The 21,223-nt window shown below is 72.2% G+C and carries 20 protein-coding genes; 14 read left to right on the forward strand and 6 right to left on the reverse strand.

Annotated elements, in window-relative coordinates; all coding sequences use genetic code 11:
* The first annotated feature begins 159 nt into the window (after positions 1 to 159).
* The 4 genes from ACFW48_RS21750 to ACFW48_RS21765 all read left to right on the forward strand — a co-directional run bounded on the left by ACFW48_RS21750 (position 160) and on the right by ACFW48_RS21765 (position 5,598).
* A complete protein-coding gene (locus ACFW48_RS21750; protein WP_386316936.1) occupies positions 160 to 3,027 on the forward strand; it encodes a GNAT family N-acetyltransferase in 2,868 nt (955 codons plus the stop codon).
* Between the two features lie 63 nt (positions 3,028 to 3,090).
* A complete protein-coding gene (locus ACFW48_RS21755) occupies positions 3,091 to 3,687 on the forward strand; it encodes a DUF5998 family protein (protein ID WP_386317340.1) in 597 nt (198 codons plus the stop codon).
* The gene (locus ACFW48_RS21760; RefSeq protein WP_386316938.1) at positions 3,687 to 4,880 is read left to right on the forward strand and encodes an alkaline phosphatase family protein; all 1,194 of its coding nucleotides are present in this window, start codon (positions 3,687 to 3,689) and stop codon (positions 4,878 to 4,880) included. The genes ACFW48_RS21755 and ACFW48_RS21760 overlap by 1 nt, the downstream gene beginning before the upstream one ends.
* 67 nt (positions 4,881 to 4,947) lie before the next feature.
* Positions 4,948 to 5,598 carry a thymidine kinase gene (locus ACFW48_RS21765; protein WP_386316940.1) on the forward strand — a complete coding sequence of 217 codons (651 nt, stop codon included), beginning with the start codon at positions 4,948 to 4,950 and terminating at the stop codon, positions 5,596 to 5,598.
* Here ACFW48_RS21765 and ACFW48_RS21770 read toward each other — a convergent pair.
* Positions 5,587 to 6,426 carry a VOC family protein gene (locus ACFW48_RS21770; RefSeq protein ID WP_386316942.1) on the reverse strand — a complete coding sequence of 280 codons (840 nt, stop codon included), beginning with the start codon at positions 6,424 to 6,426 and terminating at the stop codon, positions 5,587 to 5,589. The genes ACFW48_RS21765 and ACFW48_RS21770 overlap by 12 nt on opposite strands.
* A 251-nt stretch (positions 6,427 to 6,677) precedes the next feature.
* Here ACFW48_RS21770 and ACFW48_RS21775 point away from each other — a divergent pair, with 251 nt between their 5' ends.
* Complete coding sequence (locus tag ACFW48_RS21775; RefSeq protein WP_386316944.1) at positions 6,678 to 7,529, forward strand: sulfurtransferase; 852 nt, start codon at positions 6,678 to 6,680, stop codon at positions 7,527 to 7,529.
* A 159-nt stretch (positions 7,530 to 7,688) separates the two neighbouring features.
* Here the strand turns inward: ACFW48_RS21775 and sepH are convergent, their stop codons facing one another.
* On the reverse strand, positions 7,689 to 8,753 hold the full coding sequence (gene sepH / locus ACFW48_RS21780) for a septation protein SepH (protein WP_386316945.1): 1,065 nt from the start codon (positions 8,751 to 8,753) through the stop codon (positions 7,689 to 7,691).
* Between the two features lie 471 nt (positions 8,754 to 9,224).
* On the opposite strand from sepH, the gene ACFW48_RS21785 reads away from it, so the two are divergent.
* Positions 9,225 to 10,082 (forward strand): hypothetical protein, encoded by an 858-nt coding sequence (locus ACFW48_RS21785; RefSeq protein WP_386316947.1) that lies wholly within the window; start codon positions 9,225 to 9,227, stop codon positions 10,080 to 10,082.
* On the opposite strand, the gene ACFW48_RS21790 is transcribed toward ACFW48_RS21785, so the two are convergent.
* Together ACFW48_RS21790 and ACFW48_RS21795 are read right to left on the reverse strand one after the other, a co-directional pair.
* Positions 10,006 to 11,316: a D-arabinono-1,4-lactone oxidase gene (locus ACFW48_RS21790; protein WP_386317342.1), complete on the reverse strand. Its 1,311-nt coding sequence runs from the start codon at positions 11,314 to 11,316 to the stop codon at positions 10,006 to 10,008. The genes ACFW48_RS21785 and ACFW48_RS21790 overlap by 77 nt on opposite strands.
* Complete coding sequence (locus ACFW48_RS21795) at positions 11,285 to 12,541, reverse strand: MFS transporter (protein ID WP_386316949.1); 1,257 nt, start codon at positions 12,539 to 12,541, stop codon at positions 11,285 to 11,287. The genes ACFW48_RS21790 and ACFW48_RS21795 overlap by 32 nt, the downstream gene beginning before the upstream one ends.
* Positions 12,542 to 12,714: 173 nt before the next feature.
* Here ACFW48_RS21795 and ACFW48_RS21800 point away from each other — a divergent pair, with 173 nt between their 5' ends.
* Both ACFW48_RS21800 and ACFW48_RS21805 read left to right on the forward strand, forming a co-directional pair.
* Entirely contained in the window at positions 12,715 to 13,842 is a 1,128-nt protein-coding gene (locus ACFW48_RS21800; protein WP_386316951.1) for a ferrochelatase, read from the forward strand.
* Positions 13,843 to 13,850: 8 nt separating this feature from the next.
* Positions 13,851 to 14,669: an inositol monophosphatase family protein gene (locus ACFW48_RS21805; RefSeq protein WP_386316953.1), complete on the forward strand. Its 819-nt coding sequence runs from the start codon at positions 13,851 to 13,853 to the stop codon at positions 14,667 to 14,669.
* 685 nt (positions 14,670 to 15,354) lie between these two features.
* Here ACFW48_RS21805 and ACFW48_RS21810 read toward each other — a convergent pair.
* Positions 15,355 to 15,528: a hypothetical protein gene (locus ACFW48_RS21810; RefSeq protein ID WP_167392522.1), complete on the reverse strand. Its 174-nt coding sequence runs from the start codon at positions 15,526 to 15,528 to the stop codon at positions 15,355 to 15,357.
* A gap of 449 nt (positions 15,529 to 15,977) precedes the next feature.
* On the opposite strand from ACFW48_RS21810, the gene ACFW48_RS21815 reads away from it, so the two are divergent.
* The 4 genes from ACFW48_RS21815 to ACFW48_RS21830 all read left to right on the forward strand — a co-directional run bounded on the left by ACFW48_RS21815 (position 15,978) and on the right by ACFW48_RS21830 (position 19,549).
* Positions 15,978 to 16,631: a response regulator transcription factor gene (locus ACFW48_RS21815; protein WP_031134731.1), complete on the forward strand. Its 654-nt coding sequence runs from the start codon at positions 15,978 to 15,980 to the stop codon at positions 16,629 to 16,631.
* A gap of 6 nt (positions 16,632 to 16,637) precedes the next feature.
* Positions 16,638 to 17,882 (forward strand): sensor histidine kinase, encoded by a 1,245-nt coding sequence (locus tag ACFW48_RS21820; RefSeq protein ID WP_386316956.1) that lies wholly within the window; start codon positions 16,638 to 16,640, stop codon positions 17,880 to 17,882.
* Positions 17,883 to 18,288: 406 nt separating this feature from the next.
* Positions 18,289 to 18,585, forward strand: a complete 297-nt coding sequence (locus ACFW48_RS21825) for a DUF4193 domain-containing protein (protein ID WP_003993510.1) — start codon at positions 18,289 to 18,291, stop codon at positions 18,583 to 18,585.
* A 13-nt stretch (positions 18,586 to 18,598) separates the two neighbouring features.
* Entirely contained in the window at positions 18,599 to 19,549 is a 951-nt protein-coding gene (locus ACFW48_RS21830; RefSeq protein WP_386316958.1) for a hypothetical protein, read from the forward strand.
* A gap of 12 nt (positions 19,550 to 19,561) precedes the next feature.
* Here the strand turns inward: ACFW48_RS21830 and ACFW48_RS21835 are convergent, their stop codons facing one another.
* Positions 19,562 to 20,023, reverse strand: a complete 462-nt coding sequence (locus ACFW48_RS21835) for a DUF3093 domain-containing protein (RefSeq protein WP_386316960.1) — start codon at positions 20,021 to 20,023, stop codon at positions 19,562 to 19,564.
* A gap of 57 nt (positions 20,024 to 20,080) precedes the next feature.
* Between ACFW48_RS21835 and ACFW48_RS21840 the strand changes: the two genes are divergently transcribed.
* On the forward strand, positions 20,081 to 20,665 hold the full coding sequence (locus tag ACFW48_RS21840; protein ID WP_386316962.1) for a PaaI family thioesterase: 585 nt from the start codon (positions 20,081 to 20,083) through the stop codon (positions 20,663 to 20,665).
* Positions 20,662 to 21,222, forward strand: a complete 561-nt coding sequence (gene dut, locus ACFW48_RS21845; RefSeq protein WP_386316964.1) for a dUTP diphosphatase — start codon at positions 20,662 to 20,664, stop codon at positions 21,220 to 21,222. Before ACFW48_RS21840 ends, dut begins: the two co-directional genes overlap by 4 nt.
* The last annotated feature ends 1 nt before the right edge of the window (position 21,223 follow it).

Raw genomic sequence — 21,223 nt, forward strand, 5'->3', positions numbered from 1 at the left:
CTAGACCAGTCTTGTCTAGACCAGTTTCCCACATCGTGAAGCTTGCGAGGACGGCCGCTGCCGTCCCGTGTGGTCGTCGGACCGCGGCCTCGGCCCGACCTTCCGTCCTCCACAGACTGCCTCGCGCCGTTGTCGTACGCGAGCCGTACTCTGGGGCCCATGCAGACCTCGTCGGACCGGCACGAGTACCCCGCCCACTGGGAGGCCGACGTGGTGCTGCGCGACGGCGGCACCGCGCGCGTCCGCCCCATCACCGTTGATGACGCCGAGCGCCTGGTCAGCTTCTACGAGCAGGTCTCCGACGAGTCGAAGTACTACCGCTTCTTCGCGCCGTACCCTCGCCTGTCCGCCAAGGACGTCCACCGCTTCACGCACCACGACTTTGTGGACCGGGTGGGACTCGCGGCCACGATCGGCGGCGAGTTCATCGCCACCGTACGCTACGACCGGATCGGCGCCGGTGGAACACCCGCCTCCGCTCCGGCCGACGAGGCCGAGGTCGCCTTCCTCGTCCAGGACGCCCACCAGGGCCGCGGCGTCGCCTCCGCACTGCTGGAGCACATCGCCGCCGTCGCCCGTGAGCGCGGCATCCGCCGCTTCGCCGCCGAGGTGCTGCCCGCCAACACCAAGATGATCAAGGTGTTCATGGACGCCGGGTACACCCAGAAGCGGAGTTTCGAGGACGGCGTGGTCCGCCTGGAGTTCGATCTCGAACCCACCGACCGCTCGCTCGCCGTGCAGTACGCGCGCGAGCACCGCGCGGAGGCGCGTTCGGTCCAGCGGCTGTTGCAGCCCGGCTCGGTGGCGGTCATCGGCACCGGCCGCACACCGGGAGGCGTCGGCCGCAGCATCCTCGGCAACATCCGGGACGCGGGCTACACCGGCCGGCTGTACGCCGTGAACAAGGCCTTCCCCGAGGCGCAGAAGGAGCTCGACGGGGTGCCCGCCCACCGCTCGGTGCGCGAGATCGACGGGCCCGTCGACCTCGCCGTCGTCACCGTGCCCGCCGAACACGTCCCCGAGGTCGTCACCGAGTGCGGCGAGCACGGTGTGCAGGGCCTCGTGGTGATCTCCGCCGGGTATGCCGACAGCGGCCCCGACGGACGCGAGCGACAGCGCGCCCTCGTGCGGCACGCGCGCACGTACGGCATGCGGATCATCGGACCCAACGCCTTCGGGATCATCAACTCATCCCCCCAGGTGCGGCTCAACGCCTCCCTCGCCCCCGAGATGCCGCGCCCCGGCCGGATCGGGCTGTTCGCCCAGTCCGGCGCCATCGGCATCGCCCTGCTGTCCCGGCTGCACCGGCGCGGCGGCGGGGTCACCGGCGTCACGGGCGTGTCGACCTTCGTCTCCTCCGGCAACCGGGCCGACGTCTCCGGCAACGACGTACTCCAGTACTGGTACGACGACCCGGAGACCGACGTCGCGCTGATGTACCTGGAGTCCATCGGCAACCCGCGCAAGTTCACCCGCCTGGCCCGGCGGACGGCGGCCGTCAAGCCGTTGGTCGTGGTCCAGGGCGCCCGGCACGGCGGCGTGGCACCACAGGGGCATGCGGTACGAGCGACGCGGCTGCCCCACGCGACGGTCTCCGCGCTGCTGAGGCAGGCCGGCGTGATCCGCGTCGACACGATCACCGACCTGGTCGACGCGGGGCTGCTCCTAGCCCGCCAGCCGTTGCCCGCCGGTCCGAGGGTGGCGATCCTGGGGAACTCCGAATCACTGGGCCTTTTGACTTACGACGCCTGCCTCTCCGAGGGGCTGCGGCCGCACTCGCCCCTGGACCTGACGACGGCGGCCTCGGCGGACGACTTCCACGCGGCGCTCTCCCGCGCCCTGGCCGACGACATGTGTGACGCGGTGGTGGTGACGGCCATCCCGACGGTGGGGGAGGGGTCGGCCGGTGACGCGGCGCTGGCGGCGGCCCTGCGGTCGGCGGCGGCCGCGGAGCCCGGCAAGCCGGTCCTGGTGGTCCACGTGGAACTGGGCGGCCTCGCGGAAGCCCTGTCCGCGGCGGCGAGCACGGCGCCGCAGGCCACCGCGAGCACGGCGGCCCAGGCCACCGCGAGCACGGCGCCCCAGGCGGCCTCGAGTACCCCTGCGGCGCCCCGCTCCGCGGCCCCGGCACAGCGGCTGCCCTCCGTCGAGGCTCCGGAAGGGGCCCACCTCATCCCCGCCTACCCCGCCGCCGAGCGAGCCGTCCGCGCCCTCGCCCAGGCCGTCGCATACGCCCAGTGGCGACGCGACGCCACCGACCCCGGGAAGGTGCCGGAGTACGAGGACATCGACGAGAAGGGCGCCGCCGGACTGATAGCCGGGCACCTCGCGCGCGGGCAGGGGCTCACCCTCGGCACGCAGGAGACCTGCGACCTGCTCGGCAGGTACGGCATCCACGTCCACCGCGCCCTGCCCGCCCCCACCCCCGACGACGCCGTCGCCGCCGCGCGGACCATCGGCTACCCGGTCGCCCTCAAGGCCACCGCCCCGCACCTGCGCCACCGCGCCGATCTGGGCGGCGTACGCCTGGATCTCGCGGACGAGGAACAACTGCGTCGGGCGTACGCCGAGTTGACCGAGCTGTTCGGGAAGCCCCAGGAACTGCGCCCGGTGGTGCAGGGCATGGCACCGCGCGGCGTCGACACGGTCGTGCGGGCGGTCATCGACCCGGCGGCCGGCGCCGTGCTCTCCTTCGGGCTCGCCGGGGCCGCCACCCAGCTGCTCGGCGACATGGCGCACCGGCTGATCCCGGTCACCGCCCGGGAGGCCACCTCGCTCATCCGCTCGATCCGCACGGCACCCCTCCTCTTCGGCTGGCGCGGTTCGGCCCCGGTCGACAGCTCCGCCCTGGAGGAGTTGCTGCTGCGGGTCTCCCGGCTGGTCGACGACCACCCGGAGGTCGTCGCGGTCACCCTGGAACCGGTCGTCGTCGCCCCGCGCGGCCTGAGCGTCCTCAGCGCCTCCGTCCGCCTCGCACCTCCTCCTGCCAGGGACGACCTCGGCCCGCGGACCCTGCCGGCGTACTGACCGCCCACGGCCGGGGCCGGGTACCTGCACGAGCGTGCCTCGCAGTCGGTGCGCCCCCGTAGGATGGACGGCATGGCCAAGACCAGTACGACGACCCAGGGGCTGCGAGCGGCGATCGAGCGCAGCGGCTACTACCCGGCCCTCGTGGCCGAGGCGGTGGAGGCCGCCGTGGGCGGCGAGCCCGTCAGGTCGTACCTGGTCCACCAGGAGACGACGTTCGACCAGAACGAGGTGCGCCGGCACGTGACCGTGCTCGTGCTCACCGGCAACCGCTTCATCGTCAGCCACACCGACGAGCAGGCCGCCGACGACACCTCTCCGACGCCGTACGCCACGACCTCCACGGAGTCCGTCAAGCTCGGCCGGATCTCGTCCATCGTCGTCAGCCGCGTGGTCGCCAACCCGGAGCAGTACAAGCCGGGCACGCTGCCCCGCGAGATCGTGCTGACCATCGGCTGGGGCGCCGTCTCCCGCATCGACCTGGAGCCGGCCGCCTGCGGCGACCCCAACTGCGAGGCCGACCACGGCTACACGGGCAGTTCGACGGCCGACGACCTCAGCCTGCGCGTCAGCGAGGCCGGGGACGGCCCCGAGACGGTGCGCCAGGCGCTCGTCTTCGCCCAGGCCCTCTCCGAGGCGACCGCGGATTCCGCCCGCTGATGGTGCAGCCCGCCGCCTGGGACACCGACCCGGAGCCCCTCCCCGTCGACTCCGCCCCCGTACCCGAGTACGGCACGGGCTCGCTCGCCGACCTGCTGCCCACCCTGGCCGCCGGCCTCGGCGTCCCCGGCATGACCGCGGGCATCACAGAGCTGACCCCCGCCGACCGGAACTGCGTGTTCCTGATCGACGGCCTCGGGTGGGAGCAGCTGCGGGCGCACCCGGAGGACGCCCCCTTCCTCAGCTCGCTGCTGGGCAGCTCACGCGGGGGCACCGGTCGCCCGATCACCGCCGGCTACCCGGCGACCACCGCGACTTCCCTCGCCTCCGTCGGCACCGGCCTGCCACCCGGCGCCCACGGCCTGCCCGGCTACACCGTGCGCGATCCCGCCACCGGCGCGCTGATGAACCAGCTGCGCTGGCAGCCGTGGACGGCACCGGGCCCGTGGCAGCCGTACCCCACCGTCTTCCAGCTCGCCCACGAGGCGGGCGTGCGCGCCGCCCAGGTCTCCTCCCCGACCTTCGCGAACACCCCGCTGACCAAGGTCGCGCTCAGCGGCGGCACCTTCCACGGACGGCTGTCCGGCGAGGACCGGATGGACTGCGCCGCCGAACAACTGGCCGGCGCCGACCGCGCCCTGATCTACACCTACTACGCCGAGGTCGACGGCGCCGGCCACCGCTTCGGCGTCGACTCCGACACCTGGCGCGGCCAGCTCGGGCACGTCGACCGGCTCGTCCAGCGCCTCGCCGAGCAGCTGCCGCCGCGCAGCGCCCTGTACGTCACCGCCGACCACGGCATGGTCGACGTGCCCTTCGACGAGGACCACCGCATCGACTTCGACGACGACTGGGAGCTGAAGGCGGGCGTCGCCCTCCTCGGCGGCGAGGGCCGCGCCCGGCACGTCTACGCCGTCCCCGGCGCGGCGAACGACGTGCTGACCTGCTGGCGCGAGGTGCTCGGCGAGCAGTTCTGGGTGGCGTCGCGGGACGAGGCGGTCGCGGCGGGCTGGTTCGGCCCCCGCATCGACGACCGGGTGTACGACCGCATCGGCGACGTGATCGCCGCCGCGCGGGACGACGTCCTGCTCATCGCCTCCGAACGGGAGCCGAAGGAGTCGGCGATGGTCGGCAACCACGGGTCGATGACCCCTGCCGAACAACTCGTCCCCCTGCTCGAAGTACGCTCCTGAAGCCCTGGCCCCCGCCCCGCCCCCGGCCCCCGTCCCGCCGCCGCTGCCGAAAGGTGCTCAACCCCTCATGCCCGAGCTGGTCTTCTTCTCCGGAACGATGGACTGCGGGAAGTCGACTCTGGCTCTCCAGATCGAGCACAACCGCTCGGCGCGCGGCCTGGCCGGCATGATCTTCACCCGCGACGACCGCGCGGGCGAGGGCAAGCTCTCCTCCCGCCTCGGCCTGGTCACCGACGCGGTGGAGGTCGAGGACGGACGGGACCTGTACGCCTACGTCGTCGACCACCTCTCGCAGGGCGGACGCGCGGACTACGTGATCGCGGACGAGGCGCAGTTCCTCGCGCCGGACCAGATCGACCAGCTCGCGCGCGTGGTCGACGATCTCGGCATGGACGTGTACGCCTTCGGCATCACCACCGACTTCCGTTCCAAGCTGTTCCCCGGCTCCCAGCGCCTCGTCGAACTCGCCGACCGCGTCGAGGTGCTCCAGGTCGAGGCCCTGTGCTGGTGCGGCGCCCGCGCCACGCACAACGCCCGCACCGTGGGCGGCGTCATGGTCGTCGAGGGCGCCCAGGTGGTCATCGGCGACGTGGCCCAGTCCCCCGACGAGATCGGCTACGAGGTGTTGTGCCGACGGCACCACCGGCGCCGTACGACCGCCGCGACGGCCCGTGCGGCGGCGCTGTCACCGGACGTGTTGCCGGTGTCACCCGCCTGAGCGACTCCGGGGCCCCGCGGCCGGGCCCCGTCGGCTTTCCAGCAGTGAGAACCGCGCCCCTTCCGGGTCCGCCACCATCGCGGACCGGCCGCGGGCGGTGTCCTGGGCCGGTTTGAGTACGTGCCCGCCGAGATCGGCGAGGTGCTCCAGGGACTCCTCCGCGTCGGCCACCTCGAAGTACGTCACCCAGTGCGGCCCCCGGTCACGGGGCAGGGCGTTGCCGACGCCGTGGATGCCGGCGACGGGGCGGCCTTCGAGGCACAGGGTCACGTAGTCGAAGTCGGCGGAGACCTCCGGCACCAGTTCGAAGCCGAACACCGTCTCGTAGAACTTGGCGACGCTCGCCGACTCGTAGGTCATCAGCTCGTTCCACGCCGGTGTGCCGGGCACGTCCGTGACGGCCGTGCCGAGGTGCGCCGCCGCCTGCCAGATGCCGAAGACGGCGCCCGACGGGTCGGAGCCGATGGCCAGACGGCCGGCCTCGCCCGCGTCCAGCGGGCCCACGCCGATCGTGCCACCGCACATACGTACCGTTTCGGCCGTCCGGTTGACGTCGTCGGAGGCGAAGTAGGGCGTCCAGGCGATGGGCAGATGCCGGTCCGGGGGCAGTTGGCCGATACCCGCCACCTCGCGCCCGTCGATCAGGGCCCGCGCGTACGGGCCCAACTGCTGCGGGCCGGGCTGGAACTCCCAGCCGAACAGCGCGCCGTAGAACTCCTGGGTCGTGGCCGGTCCGTGCACCATGAGACTCACCCAGCAGGGTGTGCCGGGCGTGCGCCGGGCGTTCGTCTCGCCGTTCCGGCCGGCCGACCCCCGTGCGTCGGTCATCGTCACTCTCTTCTCGGCCCTCCGCGGGCCGTGCGTCCGCTTCCGCCTGACGGATTCCGCTGACGGACCTTCGCGCCGATGCCGGCACCGGATCCGGTGCCGCGCGTTTCGGGCGCGCCCGTGGGGCAGCCCGGGGCTGTACGGGTAGTACAGCATGTGCCCGAACCCGTACGCCTCGTGATCGGTACTGTCCGGCGGGCAGAGTAGCCCGACATCGACGCGGCGGCCACTCGGTACGCCAGGATGGGACCATGAACGCCACCATCTCCGCATCCCGACTCGTGACCGAACTGGCGGACGCGAACCCCCCGGTCCTGCTCGACGTCCGCTGGCAGCTGAGCACGGCAAGGGCGGCCGGCGCTCCGCCGTTCGACGGCCGGGCCGAGTATGTCGCCGGGCACCTTCCCGGTGCGGTCTTCGTCGACCTGGACAGGGAACTCGCCTCCGCGCCCGGAGAAGGCGGCAGGCATCCGCTGCCCGACGTGGCGGTGTTCGGCGCGGCGATGCGCCGCGCGGGCGTGTCGTCCGGTCGGCCGGTCGTCGTGTACGACGGCGGCCAGGGGTGGGCGGCGGCCCGCGCCTGGTGGCTGCTGCGCTGGACGGGTCACCCGAACGTGCGGGTGCTGGACGGCGGGTTGCCGGCCTGGGAGGCGCCGCTGTCGGCTGACGTCCCCGCGCCCGCGGAGGGCGACTTCACTCCGGAGCCGGGCGCGGTGGGGCTGCTGGACGCCGACGGGGCCGCCGCGCTGGCCCGCTCCGGGGTGCTGCTCGACGCCCGCGCGGGGGAGCGGTACCGGGGCGAGGTCGAGCCGATCGATCCGGTCGGTGGTCACATCCCGGGCGCCGTGTCCGCGCCGACGACGGACAACGTGGCGCCGGACGGCAGGTTCCTGCCCGCGGAGGAACTGCGCGCCCGCTTCAAGACGTTGGGCGCGACGGCGGACGATGAGGTGGGTGTGTACTGCGGCTCGGGCGTGTCGGGCGCCCACGAGGTGCTGGCGCTGGCGGTGGCGGGCATCCCGGCGGCGCTGTACGTGGGCTCGTGGTCGGAGTGGTCGTCGGATCCGGGCCGGCCGGTCGCCGTGGGGCCGGACCCGCAGTAGGCCTGACGAGGGGAGTGTGGGGCCGGGTCCCGAGCAGGTGGGGTCGGCCCCGAGCAGGCGGGGTCGGCCCCGAGCAGAGCCGGCGAGGGCCTGGTGGGGCAGGTCGGCCCGGGGCAGGGGCGACGAAGCCGCAGTGAGGCCCCGCTCGTCGAAGACCGCCTACTCCTGCTTCTTCCGCCGCGTCCCGAACACGATCTCGTCCCAGCTCGGCACCGCCGCCCGGCGGCCCGGGCGGACGCCGTCGGCCTCGGCCTGGCGGTCAGTGGAACCTGTGAGGCGGTCGCGGTGGCTGGCCACGGAGCGCGGCATGAGCACGTCGGCATAGGCGGAACCGGCCGACGCCGCAGATGCCGGGGGCTCCTCCACCTCGGGCTCCTCGACCGGCTCCTCCGTCGGTTCCGGAGCGCGCTCGGGCACCACCAGGTCGCCCCGGAAGCTCGGTACCGCCTCCAGCAGACTGGTGAGGGAGTCGCGTTCGCGTTCGGCCGAGGCGGTGGCCGCGGTCGCGGTCTCCTCGGCCGGCTCGGACGGCGCCGGAGGCAGGCTCGGCCGTTCCCGCTGCTCCCGGTCGAGAGTGCGGTCCAGTGGCCGGTCGCGCGGCAGCCGTGCGATGCGCGGGACGAACGGGAAGCTGGGCTCGGGCGCGGCGAGGTCGTCGGACTCGCCGATCAGCGCGCGCGCCTCCGAGTCGACGGCCTGGACGAGCCGCCGGGGCGGGTCGTACGTCCAGCTCGCCGAGTGCGGCTCGCCCGCGACCAGGTAGACCAGGAGAACTTCCCAGGTGCCGTCGTCGCGGCGCCAGGAGTCCCACTGGACGGTGTCCTTGTCGGCGCCGCGCAGCAGCAGCCGCTCCTGGACGGCCTCGCCGAGGGGCGGCCCGGAGTTCTCGCCGGGACGGCGGACGGGGGTCTTGCGGGCCCGCTCCGCCATGAAGGCGCGCTCGGCCAGCACGGGCCCCTCGAAGCGCCGTACGCGGTCGACGGGGATGCCGGCCATCTGCGCGACCTCTTCCGCGGTCGCGCCGGCACGTATACGCGCCTGGATGTCGCGTGGGCGGAGATGACTCTCCACCTCGATCTCGATCTGGCCGAGGCGGGGACGGTCGCCGCGAACGGCGGCCCGGAGCCGCTCGTCGATCGGAAGCGTGTACTCCGTGCTGTCCGCAGCCTTCAGCACCAGCCGTGTGCCGTCATTCGAGACGGCCACGACACGCAGTTCGGGCATGGGGACCTCCCGGGTGGTGCCTGCCGACGTCACGTGCGTCGCTGCTTCCGCTCTGTCGAGTGTGGCCTGCCCGGGTGCAGCCTGCCACAACCTTGCCGAGTTGCCCGGCGTGTCGGGCGCGGGCCCTGAATCGCCGTTATGGCACGGTTACCTATTCGCCACGCTAAGTGACCAACTCTGTCACCGTGTGCAACTAGCCCCCTCCCGGCGGTCCTTCGAGATCCTGAACCCCCTGTCGGGAGACCGGACCCAGGGCTCGCAACAGTACTCCATTCGGGCCACGTGCGTGGATTGGCGCGCCGCCCGACTTCCGTCAAGGGTGGCACTCGGCCGCCCCCGGCACGATTCCCGCGATCTTGGACGTGGTGTACTTCACGGAATCACCAGAAACGGAACTAATGGTTTCGTCCGCACGTCCCTTTCTCGTGCAGTTGATCGATCACGTACGGGAAAGACAGGCAAGGTCCGGGGATGCGTGAAAAGCCCGATGAGGCAGGCCAGACGGATGCGCGTACGGAGGTGAAGTCCAAGCGGATCGACCTGAGCGTGCCCCAGGTCGCAGGCAGTGCCCTCGCGGCGGTGGTGGCCGCCAAACTCGCCTCCTCTTTCGGCGTGTACGGCACGATCCTCGGGGCCGGTCTGATCAGTGTCATCGCCACGTGCGGAGGCTCGGTCCTCCAGCACTTCTTCAAGCGCACCGGCGAGCAGATGAGAGTGAAGCGCACTGTCGGCACCGTGCGGGCCGGCGGGCCGGCCGCGCCGGTTCCGGGCGAGTTCACCGAGGGCGCCGTCTACCGTGCGCGGACCACTGGCTGGAAGCGCCCGGTGGTCGCGGCGGCCCTCGTCTTCGGCGTCACCATGGCCGGGATCACCACGTACGAACTCGCCTCCGGCGAGAGCCTGAGCGGCGACCACAGCACCACTGTCGGCAGCGCCTTCACCGGCCACGGCAAGTCCGCGTCGAATCCGGGGGAGTCGGGCGATTCCGGTGGATCCAAGGACTCCCAGGACGATCAGAACAACCAGGACAAAGAGAACAACCAGGACTCCGGTGGCTCGGAGGGCTCCGGCTCCGGCGGCGACACCCCGGCGGCCACCCCGTCCGGCACCCCGGGCGAAACCGGCGACGGCACGTCGTCGGGCGGCACCTCCACCGAGGACGGCGGTACGGCGTCCAGCCCGACGCCCACCCCGGACGCCACCGGAACCGACGGCTCCGGCGATGCCGCGAGCCCGGCCCCCGACGCCTCGGCTACGGCCCCAGAACCCGGCGCAAGTAGTCGTTCCGGAACAGACGATCAGGGTCAAGACGGTCCCGCAGCTCCGTGAACTCGCCGAAGCGCGGATACACCCGCGAGAGGTACTCGGCGTCCCGAGTGTGGATCTTGCCCCAGTGCGGCCGCCCCTCGTGCGCCGTGAAGATGCGCTCGGCGGCGGTGAAGTACGCCTGGTAGGGCGTGCCCCGGAACATGTGGACGGCGATGTACGCGGTGTCGCGGCCCGATGCCGTGGACAGCGTGATGTCGTCGGCCGGAGCCGTACGCACCTCGACCGGGAAGCTGATCCGGAGCCGTGACCGGTCGACCAGCGTCCTCAGTTCGCGCAGTGTCTCCACGACGGCCTCGCGCGGAACGGCGTACTCCATCTCCACGAAGCGCACCCGGCGCGGAGATGTGAAGACCTTGTAGGGGGTGTCCGTGTACGTCCGCGCGGACAGTGCCTTGCTGGAGACCCGGGCGATCGCGGGAACGGTGGCGGGCACCGCGCGGCCGACCCAGTTGGCCGCCTGGAAGACGCCGTTGGACAGGAACTCGTCCTCGAACCAGCCCTGGAGCCGCCCCACCGGCTGCTCGGGGCCGGCGCTGCGGTTGTTGCGCTTGGTGTTGGTGCTGCCGGTGTGCGGGAACCAGTAGAACTCGAAGTGCTCGTTCTCGGTCCACAGTTCGTCGAAGTCGGCGAGGACACGATCGAACGGCATCGGTTCCTCGCGGGCCGTGAGCAGGAAGATCGGCTCCACGGCGAAGGTGATCGCGGTGACGACGCCCAGCGCGCCCAGGCCGATCCGGGCGGCGGCGAACACCTCGGCATTCTCCCGCTCGGAACAGGTCAGCACCGAGCCGTCCGCCGTGACCAGTTCCAGGCCCCGGATCTGGGCGGCGATCGAGGCCGAGTCGCGGCCCGTGCCGTGGGTGCCGGTACTGGTGGCCCCGGAGACGGTCTGGTCCATGATGTCGCCCATGTTCGTCAGCGACAGGCCCTCCCGCGCGAGGGCCAGGTTGAGCCTCTTGAGCGGTGTGCCGGCCTCGACCGTGACCGTCATGGCGTCGCGATCGATACCGCGGATGCCGGTCAACAGTTGAGGGCGTATCAACACACCGTCCGTCGCGGCTATGGACGTGAAGGAGTGCCCGGTGCCGACGGCCTTGACCCGCAGGCCGTCCTCGGCCGCCCGGCGAACGGCCTCGGCCAGTTCGTCGACGGAGGCGGGAGTGACCTCCCGCGCGGGGCGCGCGGAGACGTTGCCGCCCCAGTTACGCCATGTGCCGTTCTTCCCGCTCGCCATCCCGCTCGCCGTGCGTGTGCTGCTCAACGGTCCCTCCCCGACGCGGATCCGGCCGCTTGAGCCGGCGGTACCCGAGGAAACCGACCGCGACCGCGACGGCCCCGGCCACCGCCGGAACCCAGTACCCCGCGCGCGCCCCGGAGGCGTCGATCACCCAGCCGCCCGCGGAGGAGCCGAGCGCGACCCCGACCGCGAGGCCGGTGCTCACCCAGGTCATGCCTTCGGTGAGCTGCGTGCGTGGTACGTGCTCTTCGATGAGGGACATCGTCGTGATCATCGTCGGAGCGATGGACAGACCCGCAACGAACAGCGCCGCGGCCAGAAACAGCAGGTTTCCGACCAGTAGGAGGGGGATCATACTCACGGCCATCGCACAGACGCCCAGCAGCCAACGCCGTTCCGGCGGCCCCGGGAAGCGCATCAGCCCGAAGATCATGGCCGCCGTGCAGGAACCCGCCGCGTACAGGGCGAGTACCAGGCTGGCGGCGGCCTTGTGCCCCTCCTCCTCGGCAAAGGCCACGGTGACCACGTCGACTGCCCCGAAGATCGTCCCCGTCGCCGCGAACGTGACGACCAGGACCTGAAGCCCCCGGGAGCGCAGCGGGGTACCGCCGCCCTTGTGTTCGCGCGGATGCGGCTCCGGTTCGGTGGCGCGCTGTGCGGTCAGCCAGAAGACGCCCGTGGCCAGGAAGCAGGCTGCGAGCAGCGGCCCGGCCTCCGGGAACCAGGCCGTGGACAGGCCGATGGAGATGATCGGCCCGAAGATGAAGCAGATCTCGTCCACCACGGACTCGAAGGAGTACGCGGTGTGCAACCGCGGGGTCCCCCGGTACAGGGCCGCCCAGCGCGCCCGGACCATCGCGCCGAGGCTCGGCACGCAGCCGATGCCGACGCAGGCGACGAACAGCACCCAGTCCGGCCATCCGTAGTGCGCGGCCGGCAGCAGTACGGCCGCCGCGGTGAGCGACACGAGGGTCGCCGGGCGCAGCACCCGTCGCTGGCCGTACCGGTCCACCAGACGGGAGACCTGCGGTCCGGCCACGGCGGCGGCGAGCGCGATGGTGGCGGACAGGGCCCCGGCCAGTCCGTACCGCCCGGTGAGCTGCGAGATCATCGTCACCACGCCGATGCCCATCATCGACAGCGGCATCCGGCCGAGGAAGCCCGCGGTCGAGAAGGCCTTGGTGCCGGGGGCGGCGAACAGGGCGCGGTAGGGGCTGGGCAACGAGGTCTCCGGGAACGGCTCAGTAGCAGCTCAGAAGTGGCTTAGTAAGGTGCGAACGCAGTCGATACAGATTACTCGCCCGACCGCCCGGAAACAGCCCCGTGGACCTGGCGAAACGCACGGTCGGCACCCGCCGTTTTCCCGCTGTCAGTGCCGGGTGGCAGGATCGAGACATGCCAGACGTGCTCGATGCCAGCCCCTACGACGCCCTGCTCCTGCTCTCGTTCGGCGGCCCGGAGGGCCCGGACGACGTGGTCCCGTTCCTGGAGAACGTGACACGCGGGCGCGGCATCCCCAAGGAACGCCTCAAGGAAGTCGGTCAGCACTACTTCCTCTTCGGCGGGGTCAGCCCCATCAACGACCAGAACCGCGCCCTGCTGGACGCCCTGAGCAAGGACTTCGCCGAGCACGGCCTGGACCTGCCGGTCTACTGGGGCAACCGCAACTGGGCGCCGTACCTGACGGACACCCTGCGCGAGATGGTCCGCGACGGCCGCCGCCGCATCCTCGTCCTGGCCACCAGCGCCTACGCCTCGTACTCGGGCTGCCGGCAGTACCGAGAGAACCTCGCGGACGCGCTCGCCGCCCTGGATGCGGAGGGACTGGAGCTGCCGGAGATCGACAAGCTCCGGCACTACTTCAACCACCCGGGCTTCGTCGAGCCCATGGTCGACGGGGTCGTCCGGTCCCTGGCCGAGCTGCCCGAGGAGGTCCGGGACGGCGCGCACATCGCTTTCTCGACCCACTCGATCCCTACCTCCGCCGCGGACACCTCCGGCCCGGTCGAGGAGCACGGTGACGGCGGGGCGTACGTACGCCAGCACCTGGACGTGGCGCAGGTGATCGCCGACGCCGTCCGCGAGCGCACCGGCGTCGACCACCCCTGGCAGCTCGTCTACCAGTCCCGGTCCGGCGCCCCGCACATCCCGTGGCTGGAGCCCGACATCTGCGACCACCTGGAGGAGCGCCACGCGGCCGGCGCCCCCGCCGTGGTGATGGCCCCCATCGGCTTCGTCTCCGACCACATGGAGGTCCTGTACGACCTCGACACCGAGGCCACGGCCAAGGCGGCGGAGCTGGGACTTCCGGTACGCCGTTCCGCCACCGTCGGCGCCGACCCGCGGTTCGCCGCCGCGGTCCGAAACCTCGTCCTGGAGCGGGCCGCCGACGAGCGCGGGCAGGAGACAGCGCCGTGTGCCCTCGGCGCGCTCGGCGCGAGCCACAACCTGTGCCCGGTCGGCTGCTGCCCCGCCCGAGCCCCCCGTCCCGCCGCCGCGGGCGCCGACAGCCCCTACGCGTGAGGAGCCCCGTGACCGACGTGACGCCCGACCCCCTCCATGCCGAGCTGCTGAAGATCGCCCAGGAGGCCGCCCACCGCGCGGGCGAGCTGCTGCGCGACGGCCGTCCGGCCGACCTCGCGGTCGCCGCCACCAAGTCCAGCCCGATCGACGTGGTCACCGAGATGGACATCGCGGCGGAGAAGCTGATCACCGGCCTGATCGCCGACCGCCGCCCCGACGACGGGTTCCTCGGCGAGGAGGGCTCCGCCACCGAGGGCACGAGCGGCATCCGCTGGGTCATCGACCCGCTCGACGGCACGGTCAACTACCTGTACGGACTGCCCACCTGGGCGGTCTCCGTCGCCGCCGAGCGGGACGGCGAGAGGGTGGCCGGGGTGGTCGTGGCCCCGATGCGGGGCGAGGCGTATCACGCGGTACTGGGCGGTGGTGCCTGGGCGACGGGCGCCTGGGACGGCGAACGCAGGCTGGCCTGCCGCTCCGCGGCGCCGCTCGACCAGGCCCTGGTCTCCACCGGCTTCAACTACGTCGCCGACGTCCGCGCCGAACAGGCCGAGATCGCGCGGCGGCTCATTCCGCTGGTGCGCGACATCCGGCGCGGCGGCTCGGCCGCGATCGACCTGTGCGACGTGGCCGCGGGGCGCCTCGACGGCTACTACGAGCGCGGTCTGCACCCCTGGGACCTCGCGGCGGGCGACCTGATCGCCCGAGAGGCGGGCGCGGTGACCGGTGGACGCCCCGGTGAGCGCCCGTCCGGCGACCTGACGATCGCGGCCACCCCGGACGTCTTCGAACCCCTCCAGCGGCTCCTGGTGGACTTCGGCGCGTAGGCCTCCGGCGGTTCGGCGGACGGCGTCGGTCAGCCCCGGACGGCGTGCGCCGCTCCGGGCCCACGCCGTCCCGCGGGGCACACCCGGCCCCGCGGCAGACGGTCCCGCGCGCTGCCACCCGCGACCGCACCGGCACGGCGGCCGACCGCGACGATCGGCCCGACGCGGGCACCGGCCCCGCGCGGTGCGGCGGCAGACGGCTCCGCGCGCTGCCACCCGCGACCGCACCGGCACGGCGGCCGACCGCGACGATCGGCCCGACGCGGGCACCGGCCCCGCGCGGCGCCCTCGCGGCCGGCTCAGGGCGCGGCGGTCGAGCCCGACTGCGGGCCGGCATGGGCCCCGGTCCGGCGCCTCTGGGGCCGGCACCTCGTGCACGGGCGCCGAACTGCTCGCCCAGCGCCTCGACCTGATCGCCGCCCGGCTCAGCGTGGTCACGGCCCGTAGCTGCCCCGCCGGGCCACCCGGCACCGGCGCAGACGGCCCTGCGGGTCGCCCCGTGGCCCCCACAGGCGTGGCGGCCGACCCCGATCGTCGGCCCGACGTCGTCACCCGGCTCGGTACGCCGCCCCGGCGCCGACCGGCCCCGGTGCTCACGCCCCGGCCCGATGGACCGCCGGACGGCAACCCGCACGACAAGGCCCCGGCGCTGGATCCCGCCGGGGCCTCGTCGTTCACGGGCCGATCAGACGCCGGTCGCGCCGACCTCCACACCGTGCTCGGCAGCGAGACGGCGCAGGTCGTCGAGCTCTCCCAGCTCCACCTCGACGAGGAACTCGTCCCCCTCGTCGCGGGCCCGGGACAGGTCGGACTCGGTCGTCTTTATGCGCTGCAGAAGTCCTGCGGTGAAAGCGTCCATGCTGCGCCCCCTCGTCCTGGGTCGTGGGTCGGTGGCACGGGGGTGTGCCGTTCGGAAGGGACGATCACGTCTCCGGTGGAGTGCCCAGCGCAGCCCTGCCGGGCGGCGACGGTGCCGGACACCCACGCCCGCTCTGCGGAAGCGGACCGCGGCGTACCGCGCGGTAACGCGGTACAGGCAGAGCGTGATCGCGGGATGTAAAGCCGTCCTCCCCCCGCTCCCTTTCGCGGAAACCTCAACCGCGCGAGAAAATCTCGCATTCCCGAGCCCGCCACCCGCCCCGGCCGTCCCCTCCGGCGCAGGCCGCCCGGGGTTCGTCACCGGCCCCTCACCCGTCTTACAGCCGACTTATGGCCGAAAAGGGCAGGATGGAGGCAACACACCCACCAGCCCCCTGCCCTCGTGCGCCGAGAAGCGCTACGCGGGTGGACACAGGAAGGACAAGCGACGTGCGCGTACTCGTCGTCGAGGACGAGCAACTGCTCGCCGATGCGGTGGCCACCGGACTGCGCCGGGAGGCCATGGCCGTCGACGTCGTGTACGACGGTGCGGCCGCCCTGGAGCGCATCGGCGTCAACGACTACGACGTGGTCGTCCTCGACCGCGACCTCCCGCTCGTGCACGGCGACGACGTGTGCCGCAAGATCGTCGAGCTGGGCATGCCCACGCGCGTGCTGATGCTCACGGCCTCCGGCGACGTCAGCGACCGGGTCGAGGGCCTGGAGATCGGCGCCGACGACTATCTGCCCAAGCCCTTCGCGTTCAGCGAGCTCATCGCGCGCGTGCGCGCCCTGGGCCGGCGTACCAGCGTGCCCCTGCCGCCCGTCCTGGAGCGGGCCGGCATCAAGCTCGACCCGAACCGCCGCGAGGTCTTCCGGGACGGCCAGGAGGTGCAGCTCGCGCCCAAGGAGTTCGCCGTGCTGGAGGTGCTCATGCGCAGCGAGGGCGCGGTCGTCTCCGCGGAGCAACTGCTGGAGAAGGCCTGGGACGAGAACACCGACCCGTTCACCAACGTCGTGCGCGTGACCGTGATGACCCTGCGCCGCAAGCTGGGCGAGCCGCCCGTCATCGTCACCGTCCCCGGCTCCGGCTACCGGATCTGATCGACCGTGGCGACGACACCCGCGCCCCCCGGGGCCCCTCCGAAGCCCACCTGGGACCCGCGCTCGGCCACCCCGCTGCCGTGGCTGCGGCCCACCATCCGGATAAGGCTCACGCTGCTGTACGGCGGCATGTTCCTGATCGCCGGCATCCTGCTGCTGTCGATCATCTACCTGCTGGCCGCCGAGGCGGTACGCACCGGCAACCAGCCGCTCTACAAGATCGTCGACTTCCAGGACCTCCAGGTCGCGAGCAACGACTGTCCGGGGGTCACCAACGGCAACCTGTCGCTGTCGCAGTTCAACGCCGCGATCAGCGACTGCATCGACCACCAGCGCCAGGTCGCGCTGGACCAGCTGCTCAGCCGCTCGCTGCTGGCCCTGCTCGGCCTCGCCGTGATCGCCTTCGCCTTCGGCTACGCCATGGCCGGACGCGTCCTGTCGCCGCTGGGCCGGATCACCCGCACCGCGCGCGCGGTGGCGGGCTCCGACCTCTCCCGGCGGATCGAGCTGGACGGCCCGGACGACGAGCTGAAGGAGCTGGCGGACACCTTCGACGACATGCTGGAGCGGCTGCAACGGGCCTTCACCGCCCAGCAGCGCTTCGTCGGCAACGCCTCCCACGAGTTGCGCACGCCGCTGGCGATCAACCGCACCCTCCTGGAAGTGCACCTGTCCGATCCGAACGCCCCGGTGGAGCTCCAGCAGCTCGGCAAGACACTGCTGGCGACCAACGAACGCAGCGAGCAGCTCGTCGAAGGTCTGCTGCTGCTCGCCCGCAGCGACAACCAGATCGTCGAGCGCAAGCCGGTGGACCTCGCCGAGGTGGCCGGCCAGGCCATCGACCAGGTGCGCGTCGAGGCGGACACCAATGGCGTGGCGATCCGCGGCACACGCGAGCCCGCCGTGGTCCAGGGCAACGGCGTCCTGCTGGAGCGGATCGCCCTGAACCTCGTGCAGAACGCCGTGCGCTACAACGCGGCCGGACAGGGCTGGGTGGAGGTCACCACCGCGGTCGAGAACGGCCAGGCGGTCCTGGTGGTCACCAACACGGGCCCGGTCGTGCCGGCGTACGAGATCGACAACCTCTTCGAGCCGTTCCGGCGGCTGCGCACCGAGCGCACGGGCAGCGACAAGGGAGTCGGCCTCGGCCTGTCCATCGCGCGGTCGGTCGCCCGGGCGCACGGCGGGCACATCTACGCAGAGCCGCGCGAGGGCGGAGGGCTCGTGATGCGGGTGACGCTGCCGGTCTGAGATCATGACCCCGACATCTCACCGAGACCCGAGGATGTTCGCTTTGAGCGGAATTTCCAGGCCACCGGCCCTGGAGTCGCCTGTGTGATCGATCACAGCGGAGGCTTTCCCGCCATCAACTCTCCGTGATCATGCACCCTGTCGGAAAGCCGGGAAAATCCTGGTTTTCAGGGGTCCTGATCACGGGAAGTACACGGTGAGACGCCTTTGAAGTGCGGCATTCGGACCGTGTACGGTCCCCATCGCCATCCAAGCCGATCACTTATGAGGGGTCCGGTTGGGTGTCGATTGAGTAACAGACCTTGATGTGAGGCAAAATCTCCGCCTCGGGTCGGGCACAAGTCCGGCCTCTCACGCGTTACGTGCGCTGGAGACACCCGCAGACACCCAGAGGGGGAGAGCGACCATGGCAACCGATTACGACACTCCACGCAAGACCGACGACGATGTCGACTCGGACAGCCTCGAAGAGCTGAAGGCGAGGCGGAACGACAAGTCCGCCTCGGCCGTCGACGTCGACGAGTTCGAGGCCGCGGAAGGCCTCGAACTTCCCGGCGCCGACCTCTCGAACGAGGAACTGGCCGTCCGTGTACTTCCGAAGCAGCAGGACGAGTTCACCTGCATGAGCTGCTTCCTGGTGCACCACCGCAGCCAGCTGGCCCGGGAGAAGAACGGCCAGCCGATCTGCCGCGACTGCGACTGAGGCGGGGTCGGCCGTGACTGGCTCGACCCCTCCCTGGAAGCGCCGCTTCTCCAGGCGGGAAGCGGACCAAGGACCGTCCGACGGTCCCTATGGCGCGCGTGACGACGAGCGGGGCCCGACCGATACGGGGACGGCCTCGCTCGAATCAGTGGTCGACCGGGGTGACCTCCCGGCGACCGCCAAGACGTCGGCACCCGCTGCCCGGCGACGGGCAGCGGCGTTCCGGCACAAGGCCGGACAGGGGATCCGCAACGGCGGTCAGCGCGCCAGGGCCGCCCTGGCGCACCTCGCCGACCGGATCATCGACCTGGCGCCGCGCGTGCCCGTACGGGACCTGGCGACGCTCCGCAGGCAGTTCCCCGATCTCGGACCCGAGGAGCTCGCCGACCGGCTGGTGGCAGGCGCCGCCAAGGGCACCGCGACCGTCGGAGCGGGGATCGGCGCGGCCGCGATGATGCCCGTACCGCCCGCGATGCCCGCGGAACTGGCCGCCGAGATCACCGGCGTCGCGGCGATCGAACTCAAGATGATCGCCGAACTCCACGAGGTCTACGGCGTACGACCGCCCGGCGGCCTCGCGCAGCGCAGCACCGCGTATCTGAACTCCTGGTCGGACGAGCGCGGCGTCGACGTGTCCAAGCCGTCGACTCTCGGTTCGGCCATGAACAGCCACATGAAGCGCCAGCTCCGTCAGCAGATCATGAAGCGGATGGTGCGTGACCTGCCGAACCTGATGCCGTTCATGGTGGGCGCGGCCGTGGGCGCCGTCATGAACCGCCGCGACACCAGAAAGGTGGCCGCCAGAATCCGGGCGGACCTGCGCAAGAAGCAGGTGCCGTGGAGCGCCCTCGGCGACCTCCCGGCGCTGGAGGGACCGCGGGACGCGCTGGACATGGGCGCCCTCACGAAGGGACTCGGCCCGAAAGGGCTCGGCCGCCGCCCCGGAGGGGACGGCGGGCACTGACCCCGCTGGGTGCTACGCCGCAGCCTTCGCCGCCGTCAGGGCCTCCACCAGCCGCTCCGGCTCGCGGGTGGACAGGTACAGGTACGGAGTCGGGTCCTGCGGATCCGTGACCATCACGCGCACGGCCCTCGGGATGTAGGCGCGCAGCAGCAGGAAGGCACGGGTGTCGGCCTTGTAGGTGCGCCAGGCGCGGGCCTCCTCCGGATCGAGGATCTCCGCCTCGCCCAGGGCCGAGACCGGCACCTTCGCCTCGCCCGCGATCAGCGAGCCGCCCACGACACGGATGCGGACCGCGCCGTACGAACTGGCGGCCACCGCCGCCACCGCCGTCCCGCCGGCCAGGCCGCCCAGCATCGGCAGCGTGCCGAAGGGCAGCAGGATCAGGGCGAACGAAAGCCCCACCAGGAAGGAGACCAGCCACCAGGAGCGCGGCGCGGTGAGGCGTTCTTCGTACGGGGCGGTGGAGAGCTGCATGAACCAAGCTTGGCACGGTATCGGTGTTCGGCCGACGCGCGGGTAAGGTCTGCGCCTGTGAGTGGTACTTCCCCAGGTCTCCAGCCCCCCGCCGACGCCGTGAAACCCGTACGGCACCCCGACGCGCCCGCCCCCGGCGAACTGCTCGGCGCGCACTACGGCCAGTGTTTCGGCTGCGGTGGCGACCAGCCCCACGGACTCCACCTCCAGGCGCGGGCGGGTGAAGGCGTGTCGATCACCGCCGAGTTCACCGTGCAGCCCGCCCACCAGGGCGCCCCCGGCCTGGCGCACGGCGGCGTGCTGGCAACCGCCCTGGACGAGACCCTCGGTTCGCTGAACTGGCTGCTGCGCACGATCGCGGTGACCGGACGGCTGGAGACGGACTTCCTGCGGCCCGTGCCCGTCGACACGACGCTGTATCTGGAGGCCGAGGTGACCGCCGTGGCCGGCCGGAAGATCTACTCCACCGCCACCGGGCGGATCGGCGGCCCCGACGGGCCCGTGGCCGTCCGCGCCGACGCGCTGTTCATCGAGGTCAAGATCGATCACTTCGTCGACCACGGCCGCGAGGAGGAGATCCGCGCCGCCATGGACGACCCGGACCAGGTCCGCCGCACGCGCGCCTTCGAGGTGAACCCGTGAGCCGGGAGCCGAGGCCGGAACTCGACGTCCTGATCCGCCGCGTCGACCCCGACGTACCGCTTCCGACGTACGCGCAGCCCGGCGACGCGGGCGCCGACCTGCGCACCACCGTCGACTGCGAACTGAAGCCCGGCGAACGCGCCGTACTGCCCACGGGCGTGTCTGTGGCGCTCCCGGAGGGGTACGCGGCCTTCGTGCACCCACGTTCCGGGCTGGCCGCCCGCTGCGGTGTCGCCCTCGTGAATGCCCCGGGGACGATTGATGCCGGGTACCGTGGGGAGATCAAGGTGATCGTGGTGAATCTCGACCCGCGCGAGAGCGTGCGGTTCGAGCGCTTCGACCGGATTGCCCAACTGGTCGTCCAGCAGGTCGAGAGGGTCCGCTTCCGTCAGGTCGCGGAGCTTCCCGACTCGGCGCGGGCCGGAGGGGGCTTCGGGTCCACCGGCGGCCACGCCGGGACGGACCGTGCAAGCGGCACAAGCGGTCAGGTCGCCGAGGGCGGCCCGACGGGTGGGAATCGATACGCTTCGGTCGTATCCGACCGGGAAGGACAGTGAC

Origin of the sequence: Streptomyces sp. NPDC058812 (assembly GCF_042744565.1) — a bacterium.
GTDB lineage: Bacteria > Actinomycetota > Actinomycetes > Streptomycetales > Streptomycetaceae > Streptomyces > Streptomyces thinghirensis.

Bases quoted from the DNA above. Each gene is read 5' to 3' on its own strand.
- ACFW48_RS21750 (WP_386316936.1), top strand. From the start codon at position 160: ATGCAGACCTCGTCGGACCGGCACGAGTACCCCGCCCACTGGGAGGCC.
- ACFW48_RS21755 (WP_386317340.1), top strand. From the start codon at position 3,091: ATGGACGGCATGGCCAAGACCAGTACGACGACCCAGGGGCTGCGAGCG.
- ACFW48_RS21760 (WP_386316938.1), top strand. From the start codon at position 3,687: ATGGTGCAGCCCGCCGCCTGGGACACCGACCCGGAGCCCCTCCCCGTC.
- ACFW48_RS21765 (WP_386316940.1), top strand. From the start codon at position 4,948: ATGCCCGAGCTGGTCTTCTTCTCCGGAACGATGGACTGCGGGAAGTCG.
- ACFW48_RS21770 (WP_386316942.1), bottom strand. From the start codon at position 6,426: ATGACCGACGCACGGGGGTCGGCCGGCCGGAACGGCGAGACGAACGCC.
- ACFW48_RS21775 (WP_386316944.1), top strand. From the start codon at position 6,678: ATGAACGCCACCATCTCCGCATCCCGACTCGTGACCGAACTGGCGGAC.
- sepH (WP_386316945.1), bottom strand. From the start codon at position 8,753: ATGCCCGAACTGCGTGTCGTGGCCGTCTCGAATGACGGCACACGGCTG.
- ACFW48_RS21785 (WP_386316947.1), top strand. From the start codon at position 9,225: ATGCGTGAAAAGCCCGATGAGGCAGGCCAGACGGATGCGCGTACGGAG.
- ACFW48_RS21790 (WP_386317342.1), bottom strand. From the start codon at position 11,316: ATGGCGAGCGGGAAGAACGGCACATGGCGTAACTGGGGCGGCAACGTC.
- ACFW48_RS21800 (WP_386316951.1), top strand. From the start codon at position 12,715: ATGCCAGACGTGCTCGATGCCAGCCCCTACGACGCCCTGCTCCTGCTC.
- ACFW48_RS21810 (WP_167392522.1), bottom strand. From the start codon at position 15,528: ATGGACGCTTTCACCGCAGGACTTCTGCAGCGCATAAAGACGACCGAG.
- ACFW48_RS21825 (WP_003993510.1), top strand. From the start codon at position 18,289: ATGGCAACCGATTACGACACTCCACGCAAGACCGACGACGATGTCGAC.
- ACFW48_RS21835 (WP_386316960.1), bottom strand. From the start codon at position 20,023: ATGCAGCTCTCCACCGCCCCGTACGAAGAACGCCTCACCGCGCCGCGC.